The sequence below is a fragment of the Streptomyces sp. NPDC028711 genome, assembly GCF_055565415.1.
This window is the reverse complement of sequence record NZ_JBVHUJ010000010.1, coordinates 276,106-290,044: the sequence shown is the minus strand read 5'-3', so window position 1 is coordinate 290,044 and position 13,939 is coordinate 276,106. Positions and strand designations below refer to the sequence as shown.

Here is a 13,939-nt window from a genome sequence, read left to right as displayed (position 1 = left end):
GTGTTTTCCCTGGTCAGGTACATCATCGCGGAGGTCGGAGCGGGTCGCTTCTGTCACATGACCAGTCGTCCCCGGTTCCGGTCCCGCCGGTCGCCCCTGGCAGGATTGCCGTATCAACGGCCCGACGCCAAGGACGGTTCATGTACGCCGGCACCAACCACACCTCCGATCCGGGCATCCTGGGCCGGGCCGCCGAACTGACCCGCCTCGACCGTCTGCTCGCAGCCGTGGACGGCAGCGGTCCGCAGGTGCTGGTGCTGACCGGGGAGCCGGGAGCGGGGAAGACGACCCTCGTCGACTGGACGGCCGAGCGCGGCCGGGCCCGGGGCCTGGGGATCCTGCGGGTGCGCGGCAGCGAGGGCGAGACGGGCCTCGGCCTCTCGGGCGTGCACCAGCTGCTGCATCCGCTGCTGCCCGGAGACGGTCTGCCCGCCGGGCAACAGGCCGCGCTTGACCGTGCCTTCGGGCCGGACGCGGCGCCGTACGAGCGGGAACTCGACCAGCTGTCCCTGTGCGCCGGCGTGCTCGGGCTCATCAGCGAGGCCGCCGCACGGCGGCCGCTGCTCCTGCTCGTGGACGACGCCCAGTGGCTCGACCTCGGCTCGGTGGACGTGCTGGCCTTTCTCTCCCGGCGTCTGGAGGGCAGGCCGGTGGTGCTGCTCCTTGCCGCCCGTGAGGAGGGTGTGCCGGGCCGCTTCGACCGGGACTTCCCGCAGGTGACCGTGGGCCCGTTGAGCCGTACCGCGGCCGGGCAGCTCCTGGGCGCACAGCCTGATCCGCCCCGGGGCAAGGCGCGGGCCGAGATCCTCCAGCAGGCGGCCGGCAATCCGCTGGCCCTGATCGAGCTGCCGCGTGCCCTGGCCCGGGGCCGGACCGGCGGTGCCGCCCTGCCGCTCACCGCACGCCTGGAGACCCTGTTCGCCGCCGACCTCCCCGGCCTGCCCGCACCCACGCGTGAGGCGCTGCTCCTGGTGGCCGCGGCGGGCACGGCACACCTGGCCGACCTGCTGCGCGCCGCCCCGTCGCTGGACATCGTCCGGGCACTCGACCCCGCCGAACGCGTCGGCCTGATACGGGTGGAGAACGGCCAGGCGCTGCCGCGCCACCCCCTGGTCCGCTCGGCCGTCTACCACGCGGCCTCCTTCCACGAGCGTCGGCAGGCGCATCTCGCCCTGGCCGCCGCGCTCACCGAGGAACCGGACCGCCGCGCCTGGCATCTGGCCGCCGCGGCGACCGGCCAGGACGCGGAGGTCGCCGACGCCCTGGCGGCGAGCGCCGAGCGTGCCCGCGGCCGGGGCGGCTACGCGGCGGCCGCGGCGGCACTGGAACGCGCGGCGGAACTGACCCCGGCACCGGAGCTGCGCACGCGCCGCCTGTTGACGGCCGCACAGGCGGCCATGTTCGCCGGCCACCCGCAGTGGGTCGGCGACATGAGCGAGCGCGCCGGCGACCTGGCCGAGGATCCCCGGCTGCGTGCCGAAGCCTCGCTGCTTGGCGGCTGGGCCCTGGGGGTCACGCTCCGCCACGAGGACGCGCTGACGCTCCTGCTGGGCGTCGCCGAAGCCACCGCGGCCGGGGCTCCGCACCTGGCCCTCAGCGCTCTGAGCACCGCCGCGACGTCCGTCTACAACTCCGGGTCGCCGTTCTACCGGGATGAGCTGCGGCGGATCGGCGATCTGCTCGGCAAGGACGACGATCCCGCCGCCCGCGCCTGGATCCGGGCGGTCATCGATCCCCATCGCGATCGGCCGTGTCTCGTACGGCACTTGGAGGAGGGACTTTCCGCGCTGTCGCACGAGGAATCACTCGGAACACTCACGGCGCTCGGCGGCACGTCCTGGATCCTGGACGACACCGAGCAGGCCGTGCGCATCCTGGGGCGGACCTTGGACGTCCTCCGGCGCGCCGGAAGCGCGGGCACGAACGCGACCGTCGCCCAGGCGCTCGCCCTCGCCCTGTTCGAGAGCGGATCGTGGACGGCGGCCGGGGAAGCGGCGGACGAGGCCTTCTGGATGGCGGCGGAAGCGGGAGCCGACAACGTGACCGTGGGCGCCCGCGTCCTCCGGGCCACGCTGAGCGCTCTGCAGGGCGACCACGCGGCGGCGCGGAAACAGGCGATGGAGGCCGTACGAGGCGTGGACCTGCGCAGATCCCTGAGCCTTCAGGTCCGCCACCGCCATGCGCTGGGCATGGCCGCGTTCGCCGCCGGTGACCACGCAGACGCCTACGAGCAACTGCGCGCGACCTTCACCCGCGACTTCCGCCCCGCTCCCGTCCACTACCACGCCTCCCTCTACTACCTGGGCGATCTGGCCGCCGCGGCGGTCCGCGCCGGGCGAACGGACGACGCGCGCACGGTCGTCGACGCCGTGGCACACCACCTGGAACCGGAAAGGTCCCCCCGGCTGGCCGCCGTCCTGCACCGGGCCGCTGCTCTGCTGACCGACACCGACGAAGCCGAAACCCACTTCCGCGCGGCCCTGGCCGACTCCACGACCGACTGCTGGCCGGTCGAAAAGGCATTCGCCCACCTCGACTTCGGCGAGTGGCTACGCCGGCGCCGCCGCACCGCCGAGGCCCGCCCGCACCTCAGCGCGGCGCTGGAGTGTTTCCAGCGCCTCGGCGCCCGCCCGTGGACCGACCGCACCGCTGCGGAACTCCGGGCCGCCGGAGCCCCGGGAGCCGCGACCGCGATCCCGGCGGGCGAGCTCACCGCGCAGGAACGACAGATCGCCGAACTGGCCGCCCAGGGCTTGACCAACCGCGACATCGCGGCTCGGCTCTACCTCTCGCCCCGGACCGTCGGCTACCACCTGCACAAGATCTTCCCCAAGCTCGGCATCCACTCCAGGGCCCAACTCCGCGACGCTCTCTCGCGGGATCCGCAGCGCTGACCGGGTGCCGCGCGAACGCCGTAGGGGTGGTGCGTCCGCGCGCCACCCCGCCTCTGCCCGGTCGCTCCTCGCGGACGGACTCCAGCGGCCCGCGGGGATCGGAGACGTGGTGGTCATCCCGTGACACCGGTCCCGTCCGGAGTCGATCCGCATCCTCCTCAGGACCCGTGCCGGGGCGGCGCTCCTCGCCGCCCCGGCCTCCGCGGTCATGGACTTCCTGCGCCGGTCCGACGCGCTGGTGCCGCCGGGCACCGAGCACCATCACATCGATCTGGACCGCATCGTCGACCGGCTCACGGCCGACAGCGAGTGAGACGCCGCCCGGGATGCCTGTGACACTGCGGGCACCTCGCGCCCCGCCTGGGGACCGCGCCACCCGATGAGTGCGTCCCGTCGGATGTGCGCGTCCTCTTCCCGGAGCCATCGCACCAGGCAGCCCGTCTCGCACGGCTGCTCTGAAGAACCGTCAACCTACTGATGCCTCTTGAGTACGCCGTTTGCCAGAGTGGGGGACGTGAGGGCCGCCTCGGGCGGCACGTCATGCACACGGAAGAGGCCTCATGTCCACCACTGAACCGGCGCTCGACGCGACCGCGAGCCCCCCGTCCCTCCGTGCACCCGGCCCGGCCGAGTGGCGGAAGGCCCTCGACGGCCTCCAGGGCGGCGACGCCCCGGTCGCGGACCCCGACGTGAAGGACCTGTCCTTCACGGGCGTGCCGTCGGGCAGGGTCTCGATCCGGTTATTCCGCCCCACCCGGGCACGAGGCCCGAGGGCCCGCGCCGCCGTCCGGCACGGCGGCGAACTCCTCCACGAAGCGCCGCACTCCCGCCGGCCATGTCCGACATCATCCGCAGCCGCGCCCGGCGATCGGAACCGGGCGCTTCCGATGGGGAGGCCCGTGTGCTGCTGGTCGATCTGAGAACCGTGGAACCTCGCGAGCGAGCGGACCTGTTTCATCACGCGCTGACGGATTCGCGGGTGCCGAACCACGTCGTCCACGAAGAGCCCGACACGGGCATCCACGCGCGCATGGAAGCGTGGCGGGTGGGCGACCTGGACTTCTTCTCCACCCGTAACTCGGGCTTCGAGGTGCGGCGGACCGAGCGGCACGTCCGCCACCATCGGAGCCATCCCATCGTCGCCGTGTCGCTTCAGCCCGAGGGTCTGCACCGCGCCGAAGTGGCAGGTCGAAGGCGGCTGTTGGGGCCGGACGACATCTGCGTCTTCCACGAGTTGTCGGCCCGGGCCTACGGCTGGTCCGGCGACGGGTCCTCCCAGGCCATCATGTTCGACATGGACCGCCTCGGCGTGCCGGTGGACACCGTGGTGAGGGCCTCCCTCCAGTTGCGCGCCAGCCCGCTGTACGACCTGGTCCTGCAGCACCTGCGCGGCGTGTGGCGCGATCCGGGCCGCCTGGAGGCCGATCCCGGCGCGCCGGCTCTCGCGAGTGCCACCACGGACCTGGTACGCGCGCTGCTCCTGTCGGCCGCGCACATCGAGGAGACCGTCGCGGTCACCACGGCCATGGACGACACGCTGCTCACCCGGGTCCTGGCCTACGCGCGCCGCCATCTGGCGGATCGCGAGCTCACGCCCGAGCGGATCGCGGCCGAGCACGCCGTCTCGGTGCGCGGGCTCTACCTCCTGCTCAGCAAGGCAGGCATCAGTCTGGAGCAGTGGCTGATCACGGAGCGGCTGACGAAGGCGCGGCAGATGCTGGCCTCCCCACGCTACGACCGTCTCACCGTCGCGGCGGTCGCCGCCCGGTGCGGGTTCCGCAGCCCGAGCCATTTCAGCCGTCGCTTCCAGGCGGCGTACGGAATGTCACCGAGCGAGTGGAAGCGGCAGCGGGGCAGCCTGTCCCTGGACGGTCCGGCGGCCGACGTGAAGTGACCGGCCCGGCGGTGCCGACAGGCCACCGGGCGTCCGGCGTGGTCAGACGGCGTGCAGGGCGGCGTACAGGGTGTCCGTCACCTGCACCCTGGCCGCCTGGGAGGCGTGCGTGTCGCGGAGCAGGTCGAACAGCACGAATCCGTGGATCGTCCCGTGGTAGCGCATCGACACGACCGGGACATCGGCGTCCCTCAGGTGCGCCGCGTACGCCTCGCCCTCGTCGCGGAGCACGTCGGCCTCGGCGACGAGGACGAGCGCCGGCGGCAGACCTCGGAGCCGGCGGATGGGCACGCGCAGCGGGGACACGGCGCCCTGCGTCCGGCTCTCCGGGTCCGGCGCGTACTGCTGCCAGTACTCGGACATGGCGGCGCGGGTCAGGAAGTACCCGTCCGCGAACTCACGGTGGGACGGGGTGTCCATCGCCGCGTCCGTCACCGGGCAGACCAGCACCTGGTGGCGGAAGCTCGGCCCGCCGCGATCCAGCGCCACCAGGGTGAGGGCGGCCGCGTGATGAGCGCCCGCGCTGGCACCGACGACCGCCATCCTGCTCCCGTCCAGCCCGCATTGCGTGCCGTGGCGGGCGATCCACTGGGCGACGGTGTGCGCCCGCTCGACGGCGCTCGGATGCCGACCGTCCTCCGGTACGTCGTACTCGGGGACGACCACGGCGGCGTCCGCTCCGAGGACGAGGTCCGTCACCAGGAAGCGGTGCGCGTAAGCGTCGGTCAGCATCCAGCCAAGACCGTGCAGGTACAGCACGACGGGGAGCTGTTCGTCGCTGCCGGCGGGGCGGAGGATCCGCACCCGGATCCGGCTGCCGTCGCTTCCCGGCAGGGCGAGCCACTCCTCCTCGACGTCGGGCTCCTCACCGCCGCCGCCGTCCCACAGGGCCGCCATGCGCGCCCGGGCCGCGGCGGCGTCACCCGTCGCGGACGTGGGGCACGCGTAAGCCGCGGCGAAGGCCCGCGCCCGTCGTTCGAGGACGGGCGTCGCCCGGTACTGCGGGACATCTGCTTCCAACGGAACTCCTGCGCGGGGGGCGGGTCGAGGGACGGCAGCGGAGCGGCTGCCCGTCCGCGGCCGGGCGGACAGGCATCCGGTGCCGGAAATTCGCCTGCCGGCACGCGCCACCCACCCTAGGGTCCCCCTGGCGGCGTACGGGCGGAGCCACCGTACTGACGCATGCCGCTGAGTGCACACTTCGGGTACCGCCCAGACCTTCGCCTCCCGTGCGCGGCGAGTGCAGTCAGATGACCTAACGCCTTCCCGACGCACCCCCGGAGCATGGAGGTGGTTCGTGAAGGGTGCGTCCGTTCCCCCTCTCGCGCACCACGCACCGATACGGGACGGCTGGAGGGAGTCCTCATGAGCGCTGCACCAGGAAGGGCCGTCATCCCCGGCACCCGGGCGACCGGCGATGTCGCAGGGGAGGTTTCGCGATGGCTGGCACCCGTCCTGGAGCGGACGCGGCAGGACCGGCCCGCGAGCGGTTCCGTGGCCCTGCGTCACTTCGGCTACCTGCGGCTGGTCATCTGCGAGTCGGGTCCGCTGCACCTCACCCGGGGCGAGGAGTCCGTCGCCCGGGACGCCGGGGACGCGATCGCCGTGCTGATTCCGCGGAGCGGGTCCGTGCGCCTGGTCCAGGACGGCCGTGGTACCCACGTGGAGAGCGGGCAGCTGGCGCTGATCGATCTGCGCCGGGCCTTCTCGGTCGAGCAACGGGAGCGAGCCCGGATCCTGTTCTTCCGCCTCCCGGCCCACGCCCTGCACGTGCCGGTGAGTGCCCTGCGCACCGTCACCGCCCGCCCCCTCGCCCTGACGGACGGAGTGACCGCGCTGCTGGCGCCCCTCCTCCTGGGCCTGGACGAGTCGGCCGCCCGGATGCCGGCCGCGGCGGGCGAGCGGCTCGGGGGCATCGTCACCGAGCTGGTGGCCGCCCTGGTCCACGAGTTCGCCGAGGCGACCGAGGCGGGGGACCCGTCCGATCGCACGGGCCGCCGTCAACTGATCGCCAGGATCCGGGAGCACATCGACCGGCATCTCGACGACCCCGACCTGTCCGTGGAGCGCATCGCCGCCGCGCACCTGGTCTCGGTCCGCTATCTGCACCGTCTCTTCGAGGGCGAGGACGTCACGGTGAGCCGGCTGATCCTGCGCCGGCGGGTCGAGGAGTGCGCCCGGGAGCTCGCCCGGCGGGCACGCGTGAACCCGTCCGTCTCCGTGGTGGCGTCCCGCTGGGGCTTCCGCAACGCGGCCCACTTCAGCCGCGCCTTCAAGGCCGTCCACGGGTACCCGCCGCAGGAGTGGCGGCGCCGGGTGGCCGGGGCCGGGTCCGCCGCGCTCACCGAACCGGGCCCGGCCGGCGTCGAGCCCCCGGCGGCAGCCTGAAGCAGGGCCCGCCTCGAAGGTCCCGTCGTGAAGGTCCCGTCGCCCCACGCGGGCGTCGGGACCTTCGTGTCACCCGTCAGCCGTCGGCGTTCCGGGGCTCCCAGGGCAGCCGGGTCCGGTCGTCCCGCCAGTCGCTGGGCGGGACGCCGTACGCCGCGCGGAAGCTGCGGCTGAAGTGCGTGGCACTCGCGAACCCCCAACGCCTCGCGACCGCGGCCACCGTGGTGTCGTTCGACCCCGGGCGACCGAGCTCCCGCCGCGCCTCCTCCAGACGGCGGTGCTGGATCCACCGGCCGATCGTGCTGCCATGGCTCTCGAAGAGCCTGTGGAGATAGCGCACCGAGATGTGCTGGGCCGCGGCGATCGACGCCGGGCTCAGTTCCCTGTCCCAGAGATGGGCGTCCACGTGGGACCGGATCCGTCGAATCAGGTCCTGGCGGTCCTGCCCGCGTTCCCGGGGACCGGAGTCGACCTCCTCGACAGCCAGCAGGGTCACGAACTCTGCCACGCCGCCGGCCAGATGGAGTGCCGTCCGGGGCGTGTACCCGGACGGGACGCCGACCAGTTCCCGCAGGAGGGGAACGAGCAGCGGCGCCACGGTGCCGCCGGCGAACGGGGCCCTCCGGCCGAGAGCCCGTGTCTGGGCGTCGGTGAGCGTCAGGGCGCGGCGCGGCATCCGCACCAGGTGCAGCTCGAAGGCCTCGGACTCATGGAGGGCGAAGCGTTCCGCCGGGTCGCATACGAAGAGCTCTCCCGCCCGGCAGGGTTCGACCGCGTCCCCGCGGATCAGGGTCGCCTCGCCGGAGGTGTGCAGGCCCAGCACCAGCTGCGGTTCGGCCGCGTCGTCGTCCGGCTCGCAGACGTAGGACTGTGCCGCGCCCCGGACCGTGCTCACCTGGAGGAAGCCGAGTGCGGTGCGGGTGGTGGCGGGTGCGAGTGTCAGGCGCATGGGACCCCCTGGTCGGAGCGTTCGTACGGGTGCCGGGAACGTTCCGGCGTCTGGCTCCGGGCGGCGCGCGGGTCCAGGGCGCTCAGCCTGGGGTGCTCGCGCCTGTGGGCAGAAGGCCGTTCGGCCCTCTCTGCGGACAGGGGCATGGGCCGTGCGCACGGGGGCATCGCGGCGGTGGCACGCTGGCCGGGCGGCAGCGGCACGAGGAGGCGATATCCGTGGAAAGCGGCCTGGGCGACACGGCACTGGTCGGGCGTCAGCGCGAGCGCACGCTGCTTGAGCGGTCCCTGGAGGGGGCACGCTCCTCGGCGGGCGGCTCGGCGACGGTGCTGCGCGGCGACGCCGGCATCGGGAAGACCGCCCTGCTGGACTGGACGGCCGAGCGCGCCGAGCACCGCGGCTTCACCGTCCTGCGGGCCAGGGGAAGCGAGGCGGAGGTCGGTATCGCCTTCGGAGCGCTGCACCAGGTGCTCGGTCCCCTGCTGGAGCGGACTCACGCGCTTCCCCCGCAGCAACGGGCCGCCCTGGAAAGGGCGCTGGGGCTGCGGGAAGGGCTGCCCTCGGGCGGTTTCATGGTCGGCGCGTCCGCCCTCGCCCTGCTCGCGAACGAGGCGCGCCGGCGACCCGTGCTCATCCTGGTGGACGACCTGCACTGGGTGGACTCCTCCAGTGCCGCCGTCTTCCTCTTCCTGTACCAGCGGATCACCGGCCTGCGGACGGTCATGGTGTGTTCGAGCCGCCCCGGCGACCCCGCGCTTGACGGCTGGCCCGCGCACCCCGTGGACGTCGAGGCGCTGTCGGGCGAGGAGTCACGGGCGCTGCTGCGGCGCTGGCACCCCGCGCTTGCGGCCGGCACCGCTCGACGGGTGATGGCCGAGGCCGCGGGCAATCCGCTGGCCCTGGCCGAGTTGCCCGGCCAGCTGGCGGGCGAGCACCGCAGGGGCATCGTGCCGCTGCCGGAGCGGCTGCCGCTCGGACAGCGGCTGGAGGCCCTGTACGTACGACGGCTGCGCGCGCTTCCCACGGAGGCGTCGAGGGTGCTGCTGCTCGCCGCCCTGGACACGGCCGGAGGCGCCATCCGGGAGCCCGCCTCCGGCCCGGACCGTGCGGAACGGGTCCTCGGGCCCATCGAGGCCGGCGGGCTGGCCGGCCTGGATCACGCCGGGCGACTGGTCTTCCGGCATCCGCTGGTGCGCAGCGCCGTGCTCGCCTCCGCCTCGCCGGCCCAGCTGCGGGCGGCCCATCGGACACTGGCGGGGCGGCTGGCCGAGGACGACCCGCGCCGGCTGCTGCACGAGGCCGCCGCTGTCGAGGGGCCTGCCGAACCGCTCGCCGCGCGGCTGCAGGAAGCCGGGACGCGCATCGCGCTGCGCGGTGGTGACGCGGAAGCCGCCCTGCTCCTTGACCGCGCGGCGGCCCTCAGCGCCGACTCCGAGGCGCGGGCGCGCCGGCTGACCTGGGCGGCCGTGATGTCGGCCCGGGGCGGGCGTCTCGCGTACGCCGCGCGACTGGTGGAGGAGCTCAGGCGCGGGCCGGTGCCGCAGGACATCGCCCCGCTGTTCGCCTACGCGGTCGTGTACGTCGACCAGAGCCACCATGTCGACTTCGCCTCGTCGTTCTCGCTGCTGCCGCGGGCCCTGGCCGCGCTGACCGCCCCCGGCGCGGTGGGTGTGCCGGGCTGCGGAGACCTCGTGGAGCAGATGTTCTTCAAGCTGCTGCTGGCGTCCACGTACACGGGCGACCCCCGGGGCTGGGAGACGCTGGAGCGGCATCGCGATCACGTCTCGGCGGCCGCCCGGCTGTGCCACCGCGCCTGGGCGGACCCGCCGCGCACCGCGCACGGCGCCGAGAAGGAACTGCGGGCGACCGTGGCGCGCATGACTGCCCGACAGGAGACGGGCAGCGCCTGGCTGCTGCTGTGGGCGGCCGCGGCGGTGGACGGCGCCGATCCGGATCTGTGGCGCCTGTTCAGCGGGGAGCACGCGTACGCGACTCAGGGTTCGATCGCGAAGGCGCAGTGCTACGCGGCGTTCCAGCACGGCCGTTGGGACGCGGCGGAGGACTGCCTGCGGAAGGCCGACGCCGCCGAGGAACTCGGCTATCACACCAACGCCCTGCTCTTCCGGCACTACTACGCGTACTTCCTGGCGGGCCGCGGCGACGAGCGGGGACTGCGGGAAGTGCGGGAGCGGATCGAGCCGACGGCGGCCCGGGCCCGGCTGCGGTTCGTCACGGACCATCTGGACCATCTGGAGGCGCTGGCCGCTCTGGCACACGGCCGGCACGAGGAGGCGTACGTGCGGCTGCGCCGCTTGACCGCTCCGGGCGAGCTGCCGGGCGAACCGACCTGGATCCACCTGCCGTTCTTCGATCTCGTGGTCGCCGCCCTGCGGTGCGGTCGCCGTGCGGAGGCGCGCGCGCAGGTCGCGGCGGCACGGGCGACCCGGATGGACGAGATCTCGGCCCACCACGCCTTCCTGCTGGCCGCGGCGACCGCGCTGGTGGCCGACGGCGACGAGGCGGACGCGGCGTACGCGGCGGCCTACGCGGTGCCGGGCTCCGGCCGGTGGGTCTTCGAACGGGCGCGGCTGCGGCTGGCCCACGGTGCGTGGCTGCGCCGCCGGGGGCGGCGGGCCGAGGCGGACGAGTTGCTGCACGCCGCGTTGCGCACCTTCCGCGAGCTGCGGGCCGCGCCGTGGGCGGAGCAGTGCCGGTCCGAACTGCGTGCCGTGGGCGGCCTGCCGGAGGACGCCCCGGCGGCCGAGGCCGGCGCGCTCACCGCCCAGGAGCTGCGCATCGCCCGGATGGTGGCCACCGGACTGACGAACAAGGAGGTCGGCGCCGCGCTGCACCTCTCGCCGCGGACGGTCGGATCGGCCCTCTACCGGATCTTCCCCAAACTGGGGATCACCTCACGGGCGGCCCTTGCCCGGGCGCTGTCGGTGCCGCCAGAGCGCGCGCCACTCCGGCACGGGTCGTGATGCCCAGCTTGGGGAAGATCCGGTAGAGGTGTGCGCCGATGGTACGGGGGGACAGCCCGAGCCGCTCGCCGATCTGTCGGTTGGTCAGGCCGTCGGCGGCCAGCGCGGCGATCCGCGACTCCTGTGCCGTGAGCAGCGGATGCGGCCCGGCCGGGGAGCCGGGCCGTGCGGTGCGCGCGACCGCCGCGTCGTGTTCCCGCGCGGCCTGTTCGGCCCAGGGGGTGGCCCCGAGGCGGGTGAAGCCGGCGAGCGCGGTGGCGCAGTGCGCGGCGGCGGCCTCGTCCCGGTGGTGTCGCCCCAGCCATCTGCCGTGCGCGAGCCGGGCCCTGGCCAGGAGAAAGGGCCGGTTGTCCGCGCCGGGCGCGGCGTACACGGCCGCGTAGCGCTGCTCCGCCTGCTCGTCGTCCGCGGCGAGCGCCTCGGCGACGGCGACGAGGAGGGCGTGGTGAGGCGCGACGCCGGCGATTCCGGCAGCCCGGACCGCCCGCAGATGGTGCCGGGCCTGGGCCCCGCGCCCGCTGTCGACGGCGGCCTGCACCCAGTCGACCAGCGAGAGGTGGAAGCCCGGGCTGCGGGACGGGACGACACCGGGCAGGGTGAGGGTCCGGGCGTGCTGCCAGGCCTCCTCGGCCCGGCCGTGGGCGAGGGCGCACGACAGCCTCAAGGCGGTCAGCCGCTCGGTGACGGCACGCAGCCGCCGGATGTCGGCCGACGCCCTGAGCGCGGCCTCCAGCTCGGCGAGCCCGGCCCGGTCGCCGCGGGCGGCCAGGACTTCGGCCACGTTCATCAGGAACAGTGTCTCGTTGAACACGTGCCCGCAGGCGGCCGAGGCCTCCGCCCCCTGGCGGGAGGCGGCGAGGCACGCGTCCCAGCGGCCGTGCAGGAAGTCGTCGTGGGCGCGGACGACATCGAGGAACGCCTGCGTGGCGTACGCGCGGGGCCGCGCGAAGCGGCTCCACAGCTCGTCGTGCTCGCCGACCACGTCCAGGGCGACGGCCGTCCACATCAGCAGCCAGGCGGCGGGGGTCTCCCGGTCCCGCGGCAGCGCGGCGATCTCCGCACGCAGCCGGTCCCGTACGTCGTGGACGGTGTCGTACGGCCCTGCCCAGGCGCGCCGGCACAGCACCGCCGGCTCGGACCTGTCCGCGACGCGGTGTTCGACGGCGTCCCACGCCCGCTCGTCCCCGGTGAACACGGCGACGACGACGAGCAGGAAGAACACCGCGTCGTGCAGGGACGCGAACGGCGATGCGGCCTCCGGCGCGGCCGTCTCGTCCAGGGCCCCGGGGAGCAGCTCGATCGCCCGTGTCGGGTCGCCGTCGAGCTGGAGCCGGGTGTAGGCGATGGCGAAGGCGTGCGCGGCGGCGGGTTCGGGCTTTCCCGGGCGGGCCTCGGCCTCGGCCTCGGCGGCGAGTTCCACCGCCAGGCGCAGGTGTCCGCTGCGTGCGGCGAGGGCGGTGGCCGCGACGAAGCGCGCCACCCGGCTCGCCGTGTCGGGGCTGAGGCCGGCCGCCCGCGCCATGGTGCGGGCCGCTTCCGTCTGCGCGCCCCCGGCGGCCATCCGGTCCGCTTCCTCGTGCACCAGCGCGGCGAGTTCGCCGTCGGTGCCGACGGCGGCGGCCGCCAGGTGCAGGATCCGTCGGGGACTCGTAGGGGGCAGGACGTCGGCGAGCAGCCGGTGTGCAGCCCGGCGTTCGGCGGGCAGGGCGAGGTGGACCAGACCGGCCCGCACCAGCGGATGGTGGAACTCCAGGCGGTCGGAGTCCGGATCGGCGTACGCCACCCCCGTGGCCTCGATGTGGCGCCGGAACTCCGGCCAGCCGGCGCCCTCCACGCGTTCCGCCGCGTCCCGCAGCACCGTGGCCTGTTGAGCGGAGGAGCCGCCGAGGGCAGCGGCCAGCAGCAGATGGCGGCTGCTGCCCGGCAGCGCGCTCAGCCGGTCCTCGTACAGGCGACCCAGGCGTTCTCCCAGGGGTAGTTCGCCGAACGGCCCGGTCATGCCGCTCGCCGACGGTTCCTCCAGGTGAGCGGGGTCCTCCGCGACCGCCGCGCGGATCCGTGCGGCCAGCTCGTGCAGCGCGAGCGGGTTGCCGCCGGCCGTGTGCAGCACCCGGCGGCGCGCTTCGTCGGGCAGCCACGGCTGGAGGGTGCGCAGGAGTCGTTCGGCCTGCTGCTCGTCGAGCGGCTCCAGGTCGATGACGCGTCCCGGCGTCCCCTCGGTGCCGTCTCCTTCGGCCGGGCCCGCGACCGGATCGTACGGGCCGGCGGCTGCCGTGTGCCGCGTCGCCCCGATCACGACGACGGGCAGCCGGGACAGGCGCGCCTGGACGTGTCCGAACACGGCGGCGCTGGACGGATCCGCCCACTGGAGGTCGTCCAGGAGCACGACGACGGGATGGCGCGCCGCGGCCTGGGCGAGCAGGGTCAGCGCGGCGCCGGCCACGGCGGGTCCCGCGGGGGGTGTGCCCTCTCGCAGACCCAACGCCTTGTCCAGCGCCTCGCGTTCGTCCTGACTGAGCGTCTGGACGTCGTCGAGCAGCGGCCAGAGCACCTGGTGCAGCGCGGCGTACGGCAGGCGCGACTCCGCTTCGGCGCCGGTCATCCGCAGCACGCGCAGCCCCGCCCGCCGGGCCGCCGCCTCGGCCGCCTTCAGGAGCGAGGTCCTCCCCATGCCGGGGTCGCCGCGCAACAGGAGGGAGGTGCCGGTGGACCGGATGTCCGCCAGCGCCGAGTCGATGACCGTGAGGTGCGCGTCCCGTCCTGTCAGGACTGGTACGGCCCTGTCGTCCTCGGGCATGCTCACGGCGCTCATGATCTCGTTCCCCGCCCTCCG

The 13,939-nt window shown here is 74.5% G+C and carries 8 protein-coding genes; 5 read left to right on the top strand and 3 right to left on the bottom strand.

Annotation, left to right across the window (positions count from 1 at the left end; genetic code table 11):
• The first annotated feature begins 140 nt into the window (after positions 1-140).
• From ACZ4VK_RS28370 to ACZ4VK_RS28360, 3 genes are all read left to right on the top strand, one after another.
• Entirely contained in the window at positions 141-2,894 is a 2,754-nt protein-coding gene (locus ACZ4VK_RS28370; RefSeq protein WP_468357872.1) for an AAA family ATPase, read from the top strand.
• Positions 2,895-3,039: 145 nt separating this feature from the next.
• A complete protein-coding gene (locus ACZ4VK_RS28365) occupies positions 3,040-3,207 on the top strand; it encodes a hypothetical protein (protein WP_468358032.1) in 168 nt (55 codons plus the stop codon).
• 522 nt (positions 3,208-3,729) lie between these two features.
• On the top strand, positions 3,730-4,788 hold the full coding sequence (locus tag ACZ4VK_RS28360; RefSeq protein WP_468357869.1) for a helix-turn-helix transcriptional regulator: 1,059 nt from the start codon (positions 3,730-3,732) through the stop codon (positions 4,786-4,788).
• A 42-nt stretch (positions 4,789-4,830) separates the two neighbouring features.
• Here the strand turns inward: ACZ4VK_RS28360 and ACZ4VK_RS28355 are convergent, their stop codons facing one another.
• Complete coding sequence (locus tag ACZ4VK_RS28355) at positions 4,831-5,808, bottom strand: alpha/beta hydrolase (protein WP_468357866.1); 978 nt, start codon at positions 5,806-5,808, stop codon at positions 4,831-4,833.
• A 345-nt stretch (positions 5,809-6,153) separates the two neighbouring features.
• Between ACZ4VK_RS28355 and ACZ4VK_RS28350 the strand changes: the two genes are divergently transcribed.
• Positions 6,154-7,176: a helix-turn-helix domain-containing protein gene (locus ACZ4VK_RS28350; RefSeq protein WP_468357863.1), complete on the top strand. Its 1,023-nt coding sequence runs from the start codon at positions 6,154-6,156 to the stop codon at positions 7,174-7,176.
• Positions 7,177-7,252: 76 nt separating this feature from the next.
• Here the strand turns inward: ACZ4VK_RS28350 and ACZ4VK_RS28345 are convergent, their stop codons facing one another.
• A complete protein-coding gene (locus tag ACZ4VK_RS28345) occupies positions 7,253-8,125 on the bottom strand; it encodes a helix-turn-helix domain-containing protein (RefSeq protein ID WP_468357860.1) in 873 nt (290 codons plus the stop codon).
• Positions 8,126-8,343: 218 nt separating this feature from the next.
• Between ACZ4VK_RS28345 and ACZ4VK_RS28340 the strand changes: the two genes are divergently transcribed.
• On the top strand, positions 8,344-11,106 hold the full coding sequence (locus ACZ4VK_RS28340) for an ATP-binding protein (RefSeq protein WP_468357857.1): 2,763 nt from the start codon (positions 8,344-8,346) through the stop codon (positions 11,104-11,106).
• On the opposite strand, the gene ACZ4VK_RS28335 is transcribed toward ACZ4VK_RS28340, so the two are convergent.
• The gene (locus tag ACZ4VK_RS28335; RefSeq protein WP_468357854.1) at positions 11,033-13,918 is read right to left on the bottom strand and encodes an ATP-binding protein; all 2,886 of its coding nucleotides are present in this window, start codon (positions 13,916-13,918) and stop codon (positions 11,033-11,035) included. The two genes, ACZ4VK_RS28340 and ACZ4VK_RS28335, sit on opposite strands and share 74 nt — an antisense overlap.
• Between the last annotated feature and the right edge of the window lie 21 nt (positions 13,919-13,939).